Origin of the sequence: Mesorhizobium sp. L-2-11 (genome assembly GCF_016756595.1) — a bacterium.
In the GTDB taxonomy this organism is placed as follows: Bacteria; Pseudomonadota; Alphaproteobacteria; order Rhizobiales; family Rhizobiaceae; genus Mesorhizobium.
Genome location: NZ_AP023257.1, coordinates 1,103,781 through 1,120,945, shown reverse-complemented (window position 1 = coordinate 1,120,945; position 17,165 = coordinate 1,103,781). Strand labels below are relative to the sequence as shown.

General features: G+C 62.3%; 20 protein-coding genes. 12 read left to right on the top strand and 8 right to left on the bottom strand.

Annotated features, from left to right (window positions below; genetic code table 11):
• Window positions 1-31 precede the first annotated feature (31 nt).
• From ruvB to ruvC, 4 genes are all read right to left on the bottom strand, one after another.
• Window positions 32-1,069, bottom strand: coding sequence for a Holliday junction branch migration DNA helicase RuvB (gene ruvB / locus JG739_RS05350; RefSeq protein ID WP_027152903.1), 1,038 nt, complete (start codon window positions 1,067-1,069; stop codon window positions 32-34).
• Entirely contained in the window at window positions 1,069-1,344 is a 276-nt protein-coding gene (locus JG739_RS05345; protein ID WP_202365577.1) for an AbrB/MazE/SpoVT family DNA-binding domain-containing protein, read from the bottom strand. The genes ruvB and JG739_RS05345 overlap by 1 nt, the downstream gene beginning before the upstream one ends.
• A 40-nt stretch (window positions 1,345-1,384) precedes the next feature.
• Entirely contained in the window at window positions 1,385-2,005 is a 621-nt protein-coding gene (ruvA, locus tag JG739_RS05340) for a Holliday junction branch migration protein RuvA (protein WP_202365576.1), read from the bottom strand.
• Between the two features lie 152 nt (window positions 2,006-2,157).
• Window positions 2,158-2,667 (bottom strand): crossover junction endodeoxyribonuclease RuvC, encoded by a 510-nt coding sequence (ruvC, locus tag JG739_RS05335; protein ID WP_202365575.1) that lies wholly within the window; start codon window positions 2,665-2,667, stop codon window positions 2,158-2,160.
• A gap of 399 nt (window positions 2,668-3,066) precedes the next feature.
• Between ruvC and JG739_RS05330 the strand changes: the two genes are divergently transcribed.
• Window positions 3,067-3,354 (top strand): hypothetical protein, encoded by a 288-nt coding sequence (locus JG739_RS05330; RefSeq protein WP_202365574.1) that lies wholly within the window; start codon window positions 3,067-3,069, stop codon window positions 3,352-3,354.
• Window positions 3,355-3,420: 66 nt separating this feature from the next.
• Here JG739_RS05330 and rcdA read toward each other — a convergent pair whose 3' ends face one another.
• From rcdA to JG739_RS05310, 4 genes are all read right to left on the bottom strand, one after another.
• Window positions 3,421-3,948 (bottom strand): protease adaptor protein RcdA, encoded by a 528-nt coding sequence (rcdA, locus tag JG739_RS05325; RefSeq protein ID WP_202365573.1) that lies wholly within the window; start codon window positions 3,946-3,948, stop codon window positions 3,421-3,423.
• A gap of 387 nt (window positions 3,949-4,335) precedes the next feature.
• Window positions 4,336-4,740, bottom strand: coding sequence for a hypothetical protein (locus tag JG739_RS05320; protein ID WP_202365572.1), 405 nt, complete (start codon window positions 4,738-4,740; stop codon window positions 4,336-4,338).
• A gap of 245 nt (window positions 4,741-4,985) precedes the next feature.
• Window positions 4,986-5,756, bottom strand: a complete 771-nt coding sequence (locus JG739_RS05315) for a sulfite exporter TauE/SafE family protein (protein ID WP_202367348.1) — start codon at window positions 5,754-5,756, stop codon at window positions 4,986-4,988.
• Between the two features lie 111 nt (window positions 5,757-5,867).
• On the bottom strand, window positions 5,868-6,326 hold the full coding sequence (locus JG739_RS05310; RefSeq protein WP_202365571.1) for an Lrp/AsnC family transcriptional regulator: 459 nt from the start codon (window positions 6,324-6,326) through the stop codon (window positions 5,868-5,870).
• 134 nt (window positions 6,327-6,460) lie between these two features.
• Between JG739_RS05310 and JG739_RS05305 the strand changes: the two genes are divergently transcribed.
• The 11 genes from JG739_RS05305 to JG739_RS05260 all read left to right on the top strand — a co-directional run bounded on the left by JG739_RS05305 (window position 6,461) and on the right by JG739_RS05260 (window position 16,980).
• Window positions 6,461-7,390, top strand: a complete 930-nt coding sequence (locus tag JG739_RS05305) for a DMT family transporter (protein WP_202365570.1) — start codon at window positions 6,461-6,463, stop codon at window positions 7,388-7,390.
• A gap of 132 nt (window positions 7,391-7,522) precedes the next feature.
• Window positions 7,523-8,170: a thiamine phosphate synthase gene (locus JG739_RS05300; protein WP_202365569.1), complete on the top strand. Its 648-nt coding sequence runs from the start codon at window positions 7,523-7,525 to the stop codon at window positions 8,168-8,170.
• A gap of 61 nt (window positions 8,171-8,231) precedes the next feature.
• Window positions 8,232-9,203, top strand: a complete 972-nt coding sequence (locus JG739_RS05295) for a tetratricopeptide repeat protein (protein WP_202365568.1) — start codon at window positions 8,232-8,234, stop codon at window positions 9,201-9,203.
• A gap of 189 nt (window positions 9,204-9,392) precedes the next feature.
• Complete coding sequence (efp, locus tag JG739_RS05290) at window positions 9,393-9,959, top strand: elongation factor P (protein ID WP_202365567.1); 567 nt, start codon at window positions 9,393-9,395, stop codon at window positions 9,957-9,959.
• Between the two features lie 137 nt (window positions 9,960-10,096).
• Window positions 10,097-10,894, top strand: coding sequence for an inositol monophosphatase family protein (locus JG739_RS05285; RefSeq protein WP_202365566.1), 798 nt, complete (start codon window positions 10,097-10,099; stop codon window positions 10,892-10,894).
• Window positions 10,895-11,008: 114 nt separating this feature from the next.
• Window positions 11,009-11,716 (top strand): PAQR family membrane homeostasis protein TrhA, encoded by a 708-nt coding sequence (gene trhA / locus JG739_RS05280; protein WP_202365565.1) that lies wholly within the window; start codon window positions 11,009-11,011, stop codon window positions 11,714-11,716.
• A gap of 115 nt (window positions 11,717-11,831) precedes the next feature.
• Window positions 11,832-12,857 carry a MotA/TolQ/ExbB proton channel family protein gene (locus JG739_RS05275; protein ID WP_202365564.1) on the top strand — a complete coding sequence of 342 codons (1,026 nt, stop codon included), beginning with the start codon at window positions 11,832-11,834 and terminating at the stop codon, window positions 12,855-12,857.
• 1 nt (window position 12,858) lies between these two features.
• Window positions 12,859-13,890: a peptidoglycan -binding protein gene (locus JG739_RS05270; protein ID WP_202365563.1), complete on the top strand. Its 1,032-nt coding sequence runs from the start codon at window positions 12,859-12,861 to the stop codon at window positions 13,888-13,890.
• A 331-nt stretch (window positions 13,891-14,221) separates the two neighbouring features.
• Window positions 14,222-14,353 carry a hypothetical protein gene (locus JG739_RS35995; RefSeq protein ID WP_274609425.1) on the top strand — a complete coding sequence of 44 codons (132 nt, stop codon included), beginning with the start codon at window positions 14,222-14,224 and terminating at the stop codon, window positions 14,351-14,353.
• A 219-nt stretch (window positions 14,354-14,572) separates the two neighbouring features.
• Complete coding sequence (locus JG739_RS05265) at window positions 14,573-15,109, top strand: FecR domain-containing protein (protein ID WP_202365562.1); 537 nt, start codon at window positions 14,573-14,575, stop codon at window positions 15,107-15,109.
• 5 nt (window positions 15,110-15,114) lie between these two features.
• Window positions 15,115-16,980, top strand: a complete 1,866-nt coding sequence (locus tag JG739_RS05260) for a CHASE2 domain-containing protein (RefSeq protein WP_202365561.1) — start codon at window positions 15,115-15,117, stop codon at window positions 16,978-16,980.
• The last annotated feature ends 185 nt before the right edge of the window (window positions 16,981-17,165 follow it).

Sequence of the window (17,165 nt, the reverse complement as noted above, 5' to 3'; positions counted from 1 at the left end):
TGCGCAGGATGGAGCCGCAAGGCCGCGCGGCCTACTCTTCCTGGAACAGGCTGATCTGCTGCTGAGCCAGGTCCTTCGGCGCATCGAGGCCGAGATGCCGCCAGGCATTGGCGGTCAGCACGCGGCCGCGCGGCGTGCGCTGAATAAAACCCTGCTGGATCAGATAGGGCTCGATGATGTCCTCGATGGCGTCGCGCGGCTCGGAAAGCCCTGCCGCGATGGTCTCGATGCCGACCGGCCCGCCGCCAAAATTCCGCGCGATCATCGAGAGATAGCGGCGGTCGAGCGCGTCGAGGCCGAGCGCATCGACCTCGAGCCGCGTCAGCGCCTCGTCGGCGATCTGGCGGTCGACGTGTCCGTCGCCGGCGACGGAGGCAAAATCGCGCACGCGGCGCAACAGCCGGCCGGCGATGCGCGGCGTGCCGCGCGCGCGCCGAGCGATCTCCAGCGCGCCATCGTCGCCGAGCGGCATGGCAAGAATGCGGGCGCCGCGGCGCACGATCTGCTCCAGTTCCTCGACCGAGTAGAAATTGAGGCGGACCGGAATGCCGAAGCGATCGCGCAGCGGATTGGTCAAAAGGCCAAGCCGGGTGGTCGCGGCGACCAGGGTGAAGCGGGCAAGATCGATCTTGACCGAGCGCGCCGCCGGCCCTTCGCCGATGATCAGGTCGAGCTGGAAATCCTCCATCGCCGGATAGAGGATTTCCTCGACCGCCGGGTTGAGCCGGTGGATCTCGTCGATGAACAGCACGTCGCGGTCTTCGAGATTGGTGAGCAGTGCTGCGAGATCGCCGGCCTTGGCGATGACCGGACCCGAGGTCGAGCGGAAATTGACGCCAAGCTCGCGCGCCATGATCTGCGCCAGCGTCGTCTTGCCGAGGCCGGGCGGCCCGACGAACAGCACATGGTCGAGCGCCTCGCTGCGGCCCTTGGCGGCCTCGATGAATACTTTGAGATTGGCCCGCACCGCCGCCTGGCCGACAAAATCGCCGAGCGTCTGCGGCCGCAAGGTCTGCTCGGCATCTTCGCCGCGCTTGTCGGGAGCAATGAGGCGTGGCGAAAGGCTCATCAGGCGCGCCCACTTCCATCGCGATCACCGGCGACGTGGCGACCAACGACATCCCACACCGCGGCGTCGATTTCCTCCAGCGTGGCAGGCCCGCCGGGCGGATTGCCCAGAAATCCGGCAAGGTCGGAAAATCTAGGATTGCGCGGCGTTCCTATCAGAAGACCGTCCGTGACCGTCCACGCAACCGTATCGCCTGCCTTGAGCGACAAGGCGTCCCGGACTTTCTTTGGAGTCGTAAGCTGCCCCCTGGAGGTCAAACCGGCATATCCACCCATGCTCTTGTTCCTAGTCGGAATTTATTTCTCGGGCAATGTCTCACCGCGCCAGTTCCTTCAGCCCGAAGCGGATCAGCTTCGGCGCATCCGCGTCCTCGCCGGCGCTTTTCAGCGCCGCCGCCACCGCATTGGCGGCGGTATCGCGCGAATAGCCGAGATTGACCAGCGCCGAGACGGCGTCGGTGATCGGCGCCGGCGCGACGCCTTCGCCAAGCTCCTGCTTCAGGCCGATGGTGCCGGACGCAGTGCCCGCAAACGCCGGCGCCTTGTTCTTCAGTTCGGTGACGATGCGCTCGGCCACCTTCTTGCCGACGCCGGGCGCGCGGCTGACCATGGCAATATCACGCAGCGCGATGGCATTGGCGAGTTCGGCCGGCGCCATCGTCGATAAAATGGCCAGCGCCACCTTGGCGCCGACGCCCTGCACATTGCTCATCAACAGCCGGAACCACTCGCGCTCCAGCACCGACTGGAAACCGTAGAGCCGCAGCATATCCTCGCGCACATAGGTTTCGATGAACAGCACCACCGCCTCGCCGGGTGCCGGCAAAGCGGCAAGCGTGCGCGCCGAGCAGTGGGCGACATAGCCGACGCCGTGCACGTCGATGATGCAGAAATCCTCGTCGACCTCGTCCAGCGTGCCTTTCAGCTTGCCGATCATGCCAAAGCTCTCATGGGTACAAGGTTCTCATGGATAGGGCCCTCATGGATCGGTTTCAGGAGACATGATATCGAGATCCGGAAAGCAAAGCACGATGCGTGGATTCAAAGTGCTAGAGCGTACTTTGTGCGTCCAAACGGACGCACGTCGCTCTAGCCTAACGCCGCCAACCTGTAGACTACACTCTGCCGGTGATGCGCGTGGCAGATGGCAATGGCCAGCGCGTCGGCGGCATCGTCGGTGTCGAACGTCGCCTTTGGCATCAGCACCTTGACCATCATGTGGATCTGCTTCTTGTCGCCATGACCGACGCCGATCACCGCCTTCTTGACGGCGTTGGGCGCATATTCGGCGACGACAAGGCCGGCCAGCGCCGGCACCAGCATGGCGATGCCGCGCGCCTGGCCAAGCTTCAGCGTCGCGGCCGCATCCTTGTTGACGAAGGTCTGCTCGACCGCCGCCTCATGCGGCATGGCGGCATGCAGGATCTCGGCAAGCCCGTCATGCAACTGGCAAAGGCGCGTCGCCAGCGCCGACCTGTCGTCGGAGCGCACGGTGCCGGAGGCGACGAAGCGCAGCGAGTTGCCGAGGCTCTCGACGATGCCCCAACCGGTGCGCCTCAGCCCCGGATCGATACCGATGATGCGAATCATTTCCCCCATCCCGCCAAGTCTACCCATGGCGGACAGCGATGCCAGCGAAATGTGAACAAACCAGAAACAGGCTCCGCAGCGTCCCACAGGCTGGTTGAGAATTCGCTCTGACGAGACAGATGGCGTGGTTTTCGAGAACTGAAGCGGAACGGACATTCGGGTCCGTGAGCACCTCAATCAGGCAGGCCGAGCGCTTGGCGCGCCTCAATGCTCAGATCGATGATCGGTCGGGTCCCAAGCCAATTTCCTCCTCCCGCGCTCCACTTTATTGCAAGACGGTCAAATTTGAGCTTTCGCATTCATGTTTTGTCGAGCGTATCTCTTAGAGTCACTTAAACCTTCTGCGCCGTAAGTTTTCACCGTGCTGAATCGCCGTCAGCGCCGATGACGACGAAATGGGAGAATGCAATGACTCGCAATCACGTTGAACGTCTTGAAGAGTTCAGGGAAATCCTGGTCGCGACTCGACGCGAAGGAGTCCGTAACGTGCACCATACCCGCGACGCAATGCGGGCAAGCGGCTTTCAGATCGGGGACAGCGACGGCTCCAGCTACGGAGCCAAGCTAAAGGAGCTCCAAGAGGAAATCGAGGCAGTCGATCGCGCCATCGAAGACGAGAAGCGGTTGGCCGTGGCCCTTGGCAGTGCGGCTCAATCCCGCCGACCAATAAAGCCGAGGATCGTGAAGGGAACATAGAGTCGGCGACGGATTGGCCCGCGAAAGGACGCTTCTGGCGTTTAGCCGAGAATATCGAGCGGCCTGTCAGCCGCGGGCGAAAGCCGTGTTCAGCAGCGTGATCTGATCGGAAACCGGATTGACGCGGCGGCCGGATGGCGCGACCTCGGCCACGGCGCCGTAAATTTCCTCGTCCATGCGACGCACCAGCGCCTGCAGGCGCAGCGAGCGGTCGATGAGGTCAAGAAAATCCTTGGGCAGTTCGGCCCAGCCTGCGGCATCGTTGTTGGCGGAAGCGGTGTCGAGACGCACCTTGGATTTTTCGGAAGCAACCTGATCGCGAGTCATCTCGCCGGAATTCGCCGCGCGCTGCAGAAGCAGCCAGGAGGCGACCTGCATCAGCCTCGTGGTCAGTCGCATCGACTCGGCCGCATAGAGCGTCGCCGCCAGCCTGGACAGTTTCTTCGCCTCGGCCCGGCCCTTGCCGTCCAGATATTCGGCCGCCTGCTCGACCAGGCCCATGCCTTCCTGGTAGAGCGGCTTGAAGGATTGGGAGAAAACCCGGCGCTCCGCCAGCTTGATGGTTTTCGCGCTTCCCTTCGAAGGATCGTTCATCGATACGCCCTGCACTTGCCTTACAGCCGGCCGAATCGGCGTCATCGCCGTCACGCCTGCACCCTATATGACCGAGGCTTGAAAATGCGCTTCGCCGCCGGCGAAGGCAAGCACATGTTTAACAAACGGTTAACGGCGGGCGACCGGCAATCCGGAGCGCGAAAAAAAAGAGCCGCGGATAAGGCGGCTCTCAGGAGTTTAACAGGGAGGCGTCAAACAAAGTGGCTCCAACCACTCGGTAAGAATCCAGATCACTGGATGCGCATAGTAAACGCCCGTAAAGCTTAATGAAGCCTTAACGTCGTGGATATTTTTTGATCAAGCCTCGCCCGCCTGTGCCGTAACAGCACAATAACTCCAGGCCTTTTCGGGCCCAAACCTTTGGACTCAGGCCTTTTGCGTCTCAGGATGCCGCTCGGCTTTCCACACCACCGGCAGCGCGATATAGGCGAACAGCAGCAGCCCCGCGTAAAAAGCCATCGAGGATGTTGCCACCAGCGGCTCGATCACCGGGTTGCCGGCAAGCATAATGTAAAGGCCGATCAACAGGCCGGTGCCACTGATTGCCGTCAACCAGAAATGGACGGTGGCAAGCGTCTTTTCCGCGACTGCCGGAAACAGATGGTAGAAGAAGGCGAACACCGCCGACATCAGCCATCCGGCCACCATGATGTGGGCGTGGGTTGGCATCTGCGCATGATCTTTGCTGATCGCCATCTGTAGGCCGAGCGCCATCCCGACCAGTGCGTAGACGACGGCCAGCGTGAAGAAGTTTCGTGCTACCTTTTGCATTGTGTGCCCCGATTTGCCTTTTCCCGTCATGGGAATGGTTGAGATCAGGCGGTCGCCCCGCCACCGGGTCCCCGGCATCGGCGCATTAGCATCGGCAATGTTTCTGGACGATGTCGCATCGCGCCCGACCCCTCCCGGCGCTGCCAAAATAGCAGAAAACGGCGTGACGCGCTTGCCTTGAGCGGTTCCCTTCCGGCCGTGCCTCATAGGACGCCGAAACAAAGCCGTCTCCCACGCGACGCAATCTAGAGAAGGCCGGCGATCCCGTCCCACAGGAGCTTGACCGCGACGACCGCTACGGTCGCATAGGTGAAGGGGTAGAACAGTTCCGCTCGCATCCGCCGCACCAGCCAGGCGCCGGCGATGGTCGAGAGCGGCGCCAGCGGCACCAGAACCGCCGACGCGGTCAGGTTGGTGGCGTCGAACTGTCCGAGCGCAAAATAGGGGATGAGCTTCAACGCGTTGGTGGCGGCAAAGAAGATTGCGGCGGTGCCCGACAGCACTTTCGGATGGAGTCGGATTGGCAGCGCATAGACCTGAAAGGGCGGGCCGCCGACATGGGCGACGAAGCTTGTGAACCCGGCGACGGTCCCCCAAAATGCGGCAGCCGCGCGGTTGGGCTCGGCTGAGTGGCTCGCACCGTGCCGCATCTGCAGATAGACCCAGCGAAGCACGAAGATAATCGCCACGGCGCCGACGATCAGCCGCACCATTTCCGCTGTCACCAGCGCCGCGGTCAGCCAGCCGAGGCCGATGCCGATCACTGCCCCCGGCATCATGTCCGCAAGCATCTTGCGGTCGTAGACACCCCACCATGTCCACACCGAGACGATGTCCATCAGGCACAGTATAGGCAGCAGGATGGCGGCTGCCTGCACCGGCGGCATGGCCAGCGCCATCAGCGGGACGCCCACGAATCCGACCGCACCGCCAAAGCCGCCCTTGGACAGACCGACCAGGATGACGGCTGGAATGGCGGCGGCATAGAACCACGGATCGAGAAGCAGGCCTGACATCGACGGGAGCAGTTGGAGGGAAAGCGTGCAGACGCTGGAATAGCCGATAAACTTTCGCGCCGCGACTGCAAATGCGCACATGACGCTGTGCGTCGTTCGTGCTGAGGCCTGTCACGGATTCGAGATGGCGGTTGCGGCTAGCGGCGGTGGGCGCCTGCGGATCGGCTGCGCCTTGATGATGGCTGTGCTCGTTTCGGCCTTGTCGGCGATACGGTCGAGAAGCTTGTCGAGATCGCCGATCGAGCGCACGAACAGCCGGGCAACAAAGCAGTCGTCGCCCGTCACCTTGTCGCATTCGCCAAACTCCGGAGTCTCCTCAATCAGCTTCTGCACAATATGCAGCTTGCCCGGCAAGGGCCGGATGCGAACGATCGCCTGCAAGGTGTAGCCGAGCGCTTGCGGATCGATCTCGATGGTGAAGGCCCTGATAACGCCACGATCCTCCAGCCGACGCAGGCGTTCCGCGACACTCGGCGACGAAAGTCCTACCTGTTGGGCCAGTTCCTTCAATGAGGTTCGCGAATCCTTGATCAGGATTTCGAGAAGGCGTCGGTCCAGATCGTCCAGCATTTGACATTCCCAAGAAAAAGGCCGGCTTCACCTTATTTTATTAGGCACTACCAGCATATCACCTAGCGAAAATTATAGAAAGCGCCGATGCGGCATGGAATTATCAATCATCAGCGTTTCGAGAGGCAATATTCATGGACAGCACGGCGCGCGGCACGATCGAAATGACGGCCGCAATGGTGATCCTCGGCACGATCGGATGGTTCGTCGTCATGTCGGGCGAGCCCATCATGGACGTCGTCTTCTGGCGCTGCGCCTTCGGCGCGATAACGCTACTGATCATTTGCGCTGCCCTAGGGCTGCTGCGCGGCAGGCTGTCACTGCGCATCGTGGCGATCTCGGCTCTCGGGGGTGCTGCCATCGTCGTCAACTGGCTGCTGCTGTTCAGCTCGTTTTCCCGCGCCTCGATCTCGATCGCCACGGCTGTTTACAACACGCAGCCCTTCATGCTGGTCGGCTTTGGCTCGCTCTTCTTCTCAGAGCGGCTGACCCTGACAAAGCTGACCTGGCTTGGCATCGCCTTCGCCGGCTTGCTGCTGATCGTGCAAGGCTCGCCTGATGCGGGCTCCGATGCAGGCCCCAATACAGGTAATGTCGGTACGGATTATTTTATCGGCATCGCGATGGCGCTGGGTGCGGCTTTCTTCTGGGCCGTCGCCGCCATCGTCACCAAGAAGCTCAAAGACACGCCGCCGCACCTGATCGCCCTGATCCAGGTCTGCGTCGGCGTCGTCATGCTGGCACCCTTCGCCAGCCTTTCCCACCTTCCCGCCGACGTGTGGAGCTGGAGCATGCTGGCGACGCTTGGCGTCGTCCATACCGGTCTGATGTACATCCTGATGTACGGCGCCATTCAGAAACTGCCAACCTATCTGCAGGGGTCGCTGTCCTTCATCTACCCTATTGTCGCGATCCTGGTCGATGTCGTCGCCTTCGGCCACCGGCTGCATCCGGCCCAGATCGTCGGCGGCGCCGCCATCCTGGTCGCCGCCGCCGGCATGAATCTTGGCTGGACGCTGTGGCAATCGAAGACCCCAGCCGAAAGCACCCAGGCAATCAAGTGAGGCAAGAACGTCGCCGTGCGACAATCATGCGCCAATGGTCCTGGCCGCCCGCCTGTTCAAGGCCGGCACTTTGCTCTATGCCGCAATGCAACCATCTTCGCCCGGCATAGGCGAAAACCGGGGTCAAAAACCATGAACGACGCAACGCCTCCAAATCGCTGCCGCATCGTGCTGATCGCGCCACCCGGCGTGTCGGCTGAGCGCATCGGCGCGGCGTTCGAGGGCGGCGATGTCGCCTCGCTGATCCTGCCCGAAAACGACATGGACGAAGCCTCCTTCCAGGCCTTCGCCGAACAGATCGTGCCGGCGGCGCAAGCGGCAGGCGTAGCTGTCGTCATTGCCGGCGACACCCGCATCGCCGGCCGCGTCCAGGCCGATGGTATCCATGTCGAGGCCGGCAAGGCCGAACTCGCCGAGACGATCGAACGTTTCCAGGCAAAAATGATGGTCGGCACCGGCGGCGCCAAGACCCGCGACGATGCGCTGGAACTCGGCGAGCTCAGGCCCGACTACATCTTCTTCGGCCGCTTCGGCTACGACAACAAGCCGGAGCCGCACCCACGCAACCTGTCGCTGGGGCAATGGTGGGCGGATGTGATCCAGATCCCTTGCATCGTCATGGCCGGGTCCGACATCGCTTCGGTAGAAGCGGTGGCTGCCACCGGCGCCGAATTCGTGGCGCTGTCCAGCGCCGTCTTTGCCGAGGGCGTCGACCCAAAGATGGCAGTCGCCAGCGCCAACGCGCTGCTCGACGAAACCGCGCCGCGTTTCGAGGACTGACGTGCCGGCGCGGACAATCCTTTTCGGTGCTTTGCTTGCGCCGCTCACGGTGCAGGCCGCCATGGCGGAAACCGTCCCGTTGCCGCAAGCCGAGCCCGGCATCGCTGCAAGCACGGACAAGCCGATCGCCACTCCGCTGCCGCAGCCGGCCACCACGGCGCCGCTGCCGTCGGCCGACGCCATCAATCCCGACCGCTTCGGTGCCAAGCCGTCGGATTCCGCCTATGGCGCCTTCCAGCGCGGCCTGTACAAGACGGCCTACAACCTCGCTCTGGTTCGCGCCCAGAACGGCGATCCGGCGGCGCAGACATTGATCGCCGAGATATTGTCGCGCGGCCTTGGCGTGCCGGTCGACGCGGCGGAGGCGGCAAAGTGGTACGCGCTTGCCGCCGAGCAGGGCATACCGGAAGCGCAGTTCCAATATGCGCTGATGCTGCTCGACGGCCGCTACGTCAAGAAGGACGAGAAAGGGGCCTATGCGCTGATGCAGGCCGCCGCCGAGGCCGGCAACCGTCTGGCGCAGTTCAATTTCGCGCAGCTGCTGGTCCAGCAGGACCCCGGCGATGCCGGCATCGCCAAGGCGGTGTCCTATTATCAGCGCGCCGCCGCGACCGGCCTTGCCGACGCGCAATATGCGCTGGCGCAGGTCTATGCCAATGGCGTCGGCGGCAAGCTGCGCGACGATGCCCAGGCGCGCGGCTTGCTGGCGCAGGCAGCAAGGCAGAACTACGATACGGCGCAGATCGATCTCGCTGCCTGGATGATCGAGGGACGCGGTGGCGCCCGCGACCTGAAGTCCGGCTTCGGCTGGATGAAACAGGCCGCCGAGGGCGGTAATGTCGCCGCCCAGAACCGCCTCGCCAAGCTTTACATGGGTGGCATCGGCACCGATCCGGACCCGGTCCTTGCCGGCGCCTGGTACGTCGTCGCACGCCGCGCCGGGCTGATCGATCCGCAGATGGACGATTTTCTGCAGGGCCTGACCGACGACCAGACCAAGCAGGCGCTGCAGAAGGCCAACCGCCTGCCGTAAAGCGTCGCGGACAGTGAACATCGGCAGCGGATGCTGACGAGGGGAGGCTCCGCCGTTGCGCCCCTCCTGTCCACTCCGCCTCTTGCCCACTCCCCCGCTTGCCCAGTCCCTTGCCTCTCCCGGCGATTTGTGGTCTTGGAGGCGCCAATTCGCTTTCGTCGCGAAAATCTCATTCCGGATCACATCATCATGGCCAAGATCAACGGCAACGAAATCCGTCCCGGCAATGTCATCGAGCATGATGGCGGCCTGTGGGTGGCGGTCAGAACCAACACCGTCAAGCCCGGCAAGGGCGGCGCCTACAACCAGGTCGAGCTGAAGAACCTGATCAACGGCACCAAGCTCAATGAGCGTTTCCGCTCGGCCGAGACCGTCGAGCAGATCCGACTGGAGATGAAGGATTTCTCCTTCCTCTACGAACAGGGCGAAGCGCTGGTGTTCATGGACACCGAAAGCTACGAGCAGCTTGAATTGCAAAAGGATTTCGTCGGCGATCGCGCTGCCTTCCTGCAGGACGGCATGATGGTGACGGTCCAGCTCTATGACGAAAGGCCGATCGGCATTTCGCTGCCCGACCAGGTGACGCTGACGATCACCGAGGCCGACCCGGTGGTGAAGGGCCAGACCGCAGCTTCGTCCTATAAGCCGGCGATGCTGGAAAACGGCATTCGCGTGCTGGTGCCGCCGTTCATCGGCTCGGGCGAGCGCATCATCGTCGACACCAACGAAATCAGTTACGTGCGCCGCGCCGACTAAGGCATGATCCCAAAAAGTTGCAGACTTTTTGGACGAGATCATGCTTCAAGCAAACAGCCATGATCCCAAAAAGTTGCAGACTTTTTGGATAAGATCATGCCTCAAGGCAAATAGGCGCACCGGCAGGAAGATGAGCAATGGCGCGTTCAGCGATCCTCAATGTCATGGTCCAGGCCGCTATGAAGGCCGGCCGCTCGCTGTCGCGCGATTTCGGCGAAGTGCAGAACCTGCAGGTCTCGATGAAGGGACCGGCCGACTATGTCAGCCAGGCCGACCGCAAGGCCGAAGAAATCCTTTTCACCGAACTGTCGAAGGCGCGGCCGGGCTACGCCTTCCTGATGGAGGAGCGCGGCCTGATCGAAGGCGACGACGGCCAGCACCGCTGGATCGTCGACCCGCTCGACGGCACCACTAATTTCCTGCATGGCATTCCGTTGTTCGCCATCTCGATCGCGCTGGAGCGCCAGGGCCAGATCGTCGCCGGTGTCGTCTACAATCCGGCGATGGACGAACTCTACACCGCCGAGCGCGGTGGTGGCGCGTTCATGAACGACCGCCGGCTGCGGGTTGCCGGCCGCACCAAGCTGATCGACACGGTGATCGGCTGCGGCGTGCCGCATCTCGGCCGCGGCCAGCATGGCAATTTCCTCATCGAGTTGCGCAACGTGATGGCCGAAGTTTCGGGCGTCCGCCGCCTCGGCTCCGCCTCGCTCGATCTCGCTTACGTCGCTGCCGGCCGCATGGACGGGTTCTGGGAAACCGGCCTGTCGGCCTGGGACGTCGCCGCCGGCATCCTGCTGATCCGCGAGGCGGGCGGCTTCATCTCCGACTTCGCCGGCGGGCAGAACATGCTGGATGGCGGCTCGATCGTCGCCGGCAACGAGACCATCCAGCGTGCGCTGTTGAAGACCGTCAGGAAGCCGGTGACGCGCTAGACTCTAGCTATAGCCAGCGGACTTGGCGCGCTGAACCGCCGCAGTCGCAAAACCGCAACGAAAGCTTGAAATGCTGTCCGGCATCCGCCCAAATAGGCGGATGCAGGATCGTTCATGACGCATATCGGCTCGAAATCCCAGATCGACATACCCCAGATCGAAATCCCCTTCATGGGACGCTGGCACTATTCGCGCGCCGAAATGATCGCCGACGGCATCGTCCATGCGGTAGGCATCGTGCTCGCCATTGCTGCCGGCTCGACGCTGCTGGCGCTGGCTGCCTTCCATACCGGTCCGGGCGAATATATCGCCGCCGCTTTCTATGTGATTTCGCTGCTCACCGTGCTGTCGGTGTCGCTGGCCTACAATCTGTGGCCGGTGTCGTCGCCAGCCAAGTGGATATTGCGGCGCTTCGACCATGCCGCGATTTATCTGCTGATCGCCGCGACCTACACGCCTTTTCTCGCCCAGCTCGACGGCTCGCCGCTGGCCATCTCGATGATCGTCCTGGTCTGGGTCGCGGCAGCGATCGGCATCGCCATCAAAGTGCTTCTTCCCGGTCGCTTCGACCGGCTGGCGGTCGTCTTCTATCTCGCCATCGGCTGGAGCGGCATCGTGCTTGTCGAGCCGCTCGTCCAGACATTGCCGACGACATCGATCGCGCTGATCGTCGCCGGCGGCATCGTCTATTCCTGCGGCGTCATCTTCTTCGCCTGGAAGGGCCTGCGCTTCCACAATGCGCTGTGGCACGGCTTTGTCGTCACCGGCGCCGGCCTGCATCTTGCCGCCATGGTCGACTGCCTGGTCATCAACCGACTCTAACGCAATGGTCCGCTTGGCAATATTGCCAAGCGCCATTCAATTTGGTCACAATTGCGTTTAGAGTCGCCGTCAAACGTGAATTGGCGGCGGCGGCGGCATCGGAAACGGGGCACGGATGGCTTTTTTCAAATCCTTCGGCATGGGCAGACGCTCCGACGTGCTGATGTACGACCCGCACAAATTGTCGAGCCCGCAGGTCTTTCTCCTGACCATGGTCATCTTCCTGATGATCGTCGCTTTCATCGCCGCCATCCTGACCCGGCAGATCTCGACAGCCTTTGCCACCAATCCCGGTCTCAACGGCCTGATCGTCGGCGTGCTTGCGGTCGGCATCCTGCTGGCTTTCGCACAGGTCGGTCGGCTGTTTCGCGAAGTGCGCTGGGTCAACTCTTTTCGGGCCGGCTCCGAAACCACCGAACCGGTGCTGCTGGCGCCGATGAAGGCGATGATCGGCCGCTCGCCGACGATCGCCTTCTCGACCAGCTCGATGCGCACCATGCTCGATTCGATCGCCACCCGCCTCGACGAAACCCGCGACACCTCGCGCTACCTTGTTGGGCTGCTGGTGTTCCTCGGCCTGCTTGGCACCTTCTGGGGCCTGCTCAACACGATCGGCTCGATCCGCGAAACCATCGAGTCGCTCGATCCCGGCACTGGCGATGCCGCAGCCGTGCTCGAATCGCTGAAGGCCGGGCTTGCTGCGCCGCTGGCCGGCATGGGCACCGCCTTCTCGTCCTCGCTGTTTGGCCTGTCCGGTTCCCTGGTGCTCGGCTTCCTCGACCTGCAGGCTGGCCGCGCCCAGACACGCTTCTACACCGAGCTCGAAAACTGGCTGTCCTCGGTCACCGACCTGTCCTCCGACATCGTCGTCGCCGAACCGCCCAAGGTCGAGTCCTCCGACGAGATCCGCGTCCTGTCTGAAAGACTGCGCAGCATGCAGGAGAACGGCGGCGGCGCCAATCCGCGTGTCGCCACCGCCATGGCCAACCTTGCCGACGGCATTTCGGGCCTGGTCAAGAACATGCGCTCGGAGCAGCAGATCATGCGCGACTGGGTCGAGGCCCAGTCGGACGAGCAGAAGGCGATGCGCAACACGCTGGAGAAGATCGCCGACGCCCTGAAGAAGACTGGAGTCCATTAGCATGGCTCTCGCCAGGAGCCGGCGTGCCGATCGCCGTATCGACTACTGGCCGGGCTTCGTCGACGCGCTGTCGACGCTGCTGCTGGCGATCATGTTCCTGCTTACCGTCTTCGTGCTGGCGCAGTTCCTGCTCGGCCGCGAAATCTCCGGCAAGGACACGGTGCTCAACCGCCTCAATTCGCAGATCAACGAACTGACCCAGCTTCTGGCGCTGGAGCGCTCGACGACGCAGGACAGGGAAGATTCGCTTGCCAATTTACGGGCGTCGCTGTCTGCGTCGGAGGCGGAAAAGAGCCGGCTCGAGCAGTTGCTGGCGCAAGGCGCCGGTGCCGGCGACGCCGCCAACCAGCGGGCCACGGCGCTTTCGGGCGAACTCGACAACCAGCGCCAGATCAGCCAGCAGGCGCTGAGCCAGGTTGAAATCCTCAACCAGCAGATCTCGGCTCTGCGCAGGCAGATCGGAGCGCTCGAAGAAGCGCTCAACGTGTCCGAAGCGCGCGATCGCGAGTCCAACACCAAGATCGCCGATCTCGGCCGCCGCCTGAACGTCGCGCTGGCGCAACGTGTGCAGGAACTGAACCGCTATCGGTCCGACTTCTTCGGGCGCTTGCGCGAAATCCTCGCCGACCGCGAGAACATCCGCATCGTCGGCGACCGTTTCGTCTTCCAGTCGGAAGTGCTTTTCCCGACAGGCTCCGAAGTGATCAACGATGCCGGCAAGGACGAGATGAAGAAGCTCGCCGACGCCATCATCGACCTGCAGAAGGAGATCCCGCCGGAGATCAACTGGGTGCTGCGCGTCGACGGCCACACCGACGACAAGCCGCTGTCGGGCACCGGCCGCTACCGCGACAATTGGGAATTGTCGACGGCGCGCTCGACCTCGGTGGTGAAGTTCCTGATCGAGAACGGCGTGCCGGCCAACCGCCTGGTTGCCGCCGGCTTCGGCGAATTCCAGCCGCTCGACCCCGCCGACAGCGAAGACGCGCGCAACAAGAACCGCCGCATCGAGCTGAAACTGACCGAGCGTTGATCGCCCCGGCTCCAGGCGGGGCTTGCGCACGCAGGTCGCTCAACTTGATCGGGCGGCGCGAGAGGCCGCGCGAGATGGAACGATACCGACCACGCAATGGCGGCGATGGCGGGTACTATCCAAACGGCTACGGCCCAAACTATCCAAGAGGCTGAAATCGTTCGGTATAGCTCCACGCGTTTTTCCGGCCTTCGGCTTGGGATCATGCGCCAGTTGATCAAAACCTGACGCTTGGTGCCGATGCGAAATACCTGTTCCGACCCTAAGCGGAAGCTCGTTCGCGCTCGACCGAATTCACGCCCACTCTTCAGTTAATGCGGAGGCCGGAGGTTTGACTGACGATCGCGAAGGTCGGCCGCTGCCGCTGCTCGAAGGTCAGCTTTGGAGAAGCGGGCAGAATGTCGCGAAATGGCGCGACCTGCTCGTTCTGGCAGATGAGCCGAACAGCAGCGTCGCCGCATGACGTTCGCGACATTCGCATCGCTTCAAAACGGCTTGATGTCGCCTTATTTGGTGCTGGAGCAAGCTATCGTGTTAAGATCGCTGGTCGGCACCGTGCTACCTCAGGGGCAACGCGGCTACAAGTGCCGGTTCATACGCATGAGTAAACTGCCAAGCTGACCGCAGAAGACAATGCAAAGATTTTCTTGCCGCAGATTTTCGCAAAAGCAAGGAGAGGTTCATGAGCGCAAGTGGCCGATATCTCCGGAGCCTGATGGCATGCATGCTTGCCTGTGTCTTTTGGGTGGCTACCGCTTCAGCGCAGTCGAATAACTCCGGCTGTACGTTCCGACTGGTAGCAGGTACGTCCCGACAAATTCTGAGATGCCAGGAGGGCCTTACCATCATTGCGGAAGATGGCGCTCGTTTTGCACTGGTGGACCGTGATCGAAATGGTAGCGCCGATGCGGTCAGATTACGGCGCAAGGCGCTGTTGCTCGATGCTCCAGCCGGCAGGGTCCGAGGTGGCTTCGCTGTCGTCACCCCGCAGGCGATTGCCGCAGTGCGAGGTACAAAATGGGCAGTCGACGTTGCCCGTGGCAAGACGTCTGTTTTCGTCGTCAAAGGTCGCGTCGCCGTGCAAAGGCCGGCGTCCAATGCTGGCGTAGTCCTCGGGCCGGGCGAAGGCGTCGATGTGGAAACAGGAACAGGCACACTAACGGTCAAGCGCTGGCCCGCCGCACGTGTTTCGGCTTTGATGGCCCGTTTCGGTCAGTAAGCTAAATGAGCGGGCGAGCGCTTCAGACGCTGATCGCGCTCGTTCTGGCGGGTCTTTGGGGGGCCGGCCTTGGCTTTGCGCACTGGCGCGGCAACTTGTGGTCCCTCGATCGCGTCGAAGCAACGATGACGGATCTTCGAACGCTTGTTCGGGGAACGGCAAAGCCGCCGGAACTGATTACCATTGTCGCAATAGACGACGAAGCGGTCCGAAACGACGGCCGCTATCCCCTTAGCCGCGCCACCCTTGCCCGGATTGTCGATACGATAGCTCGCTTTGGGCCGAAAGCCATTGCGGTCGACCTGCTACTGGTCGATCCCGGGAAAAAAAGTGATGATGAGGCGCTCGCGCGTTCGCTGCGTGGGACTTCAACCGTAATCGCTGCTGCAGCGGTCTACTCGGGAGGTAAACAATCGATTGCAGTCGAGGGCGATGGCCCTCTCGCCCGAGTGCCGAATGCCCAGCGGTTTCTGTGGCCCCTGAAAGCGTTCTCGGATATCGCCGCTGTCGGCGTCGTGAACGTGGTTACCGACTGGACGGGAACGCCTCGGTTCGTCCCGTTGCTGTTTCGGGCCGGAGATCGGACGGAAGCGTCTTTCTCCTTGCGCGTTGCCGCCATGGCGGTGGGAGAGGATCCGGGAATTGCGCCCGACTATCTATCTCTGGGCGGACAGCGGATTCGGACGGACATTGGTCACATACTCCCTCTGACATTCTATGGCCCCCGCGGCACAATCCGCACGATCAGCGCCACGACGGTGCTGGGGGGCCAAGCCGATGGCGGCATTATTCGGGATCGAATTGTTGTGATCGGTGCAACTGCAACCGGCACCGGCGATGTTTTCCCGACACCGTTTGATCCCGTGCTCCCAGGCGTCGAGGTCATGTCGACGGCCATTGCCCATCTTATGACCGGCGACGGCATAGTGCGAGATCAGTACGTTCGCCTTGCAGATGCCGGCTTTGCAATGGTGCTGCCAGTGGTTCTTGTGGGGCTGTTGGCATGGCGTCGCAACGCCATCGGCCTTGCAGCGGTCTTCGGCGTGGTTGTGATCTGGTTCGTGGTCAATATGACCGCATTCTCACACCATATCTGGCTGAGCGCGGCGTTGCCTATGGCCGCCGCCGTTCCGCCAGCTATTTTGTTCGGGGCCGCGCAGCTTTGGTTGGGCAGGAACCAGGCCCAGTATTTCGCCACGCAGAGCGAATTGCTTCAACGAGTTCAGGCCCCGGGCTTTGAGGGGTGGCTCGCGAAGCATGGCGACTTTCTCCTGGAACCTGTCCGGAGGGACGCCGCCATCATATTCATTGACCTGTCCGGTTTCACCGGACTGAGCGAAACATTGGGGCCGAACGCCACACGCGAACTTTTGAACACGTTCCATGCGTTGGTGGACGAAGAGGTGACAAGCTGCGGTGGCGTTGTCACGAATTTCATGGGTGACGGAGCCATGATCCTGTTCGGTCTACCGGAAGCAGCGACAGATGATGCCTTCAATGCTGTCCGCTGCTGCGCAGCGCTCTCCAGCCGTACGAACAACTGGCTCGTCTCGTTGCCCGCATCGACTGCGTCGAGGCTCGGCTTCAAGATCGGAGCGCATTACGGAACAATCGTTGCGTCGAGACTCGGTGGCAAAGGCCGTCAGCACATCGCGACTACGGGTGATACGGTTAACGTCGCCAGTCGCTTGATGGAGATCGCGGCCGACCAAAATGCCGAAGTCGCAGTGAGCGACAAAATGCTGCAAGTCGCCGGCCGCGACTGCGAGTTGTTCAAATCTGGTGCTCTAAGAGGACCTGTGGAAGCACAGGTCCGCGGGCGTTCAGGCTCGCTCGCAATCTGGCTGTGGCAGAGTTCGCAGACGCTGTAGGATACCAGGCCTCGTGAACACCCTCGGCCAACCCGAACGGGAGATTCTGAAAAAATCCGCATTTGATGCAAGGCAGCTTCGGGTCATGGGCGTGAATTCGGCCCGGGGCGAACGAGCTTCTGCTTAGGGCGATCATGCTTCGTCTCCCCGCTGCGACACGGCGCCGCCTCGCGATATTGATCACG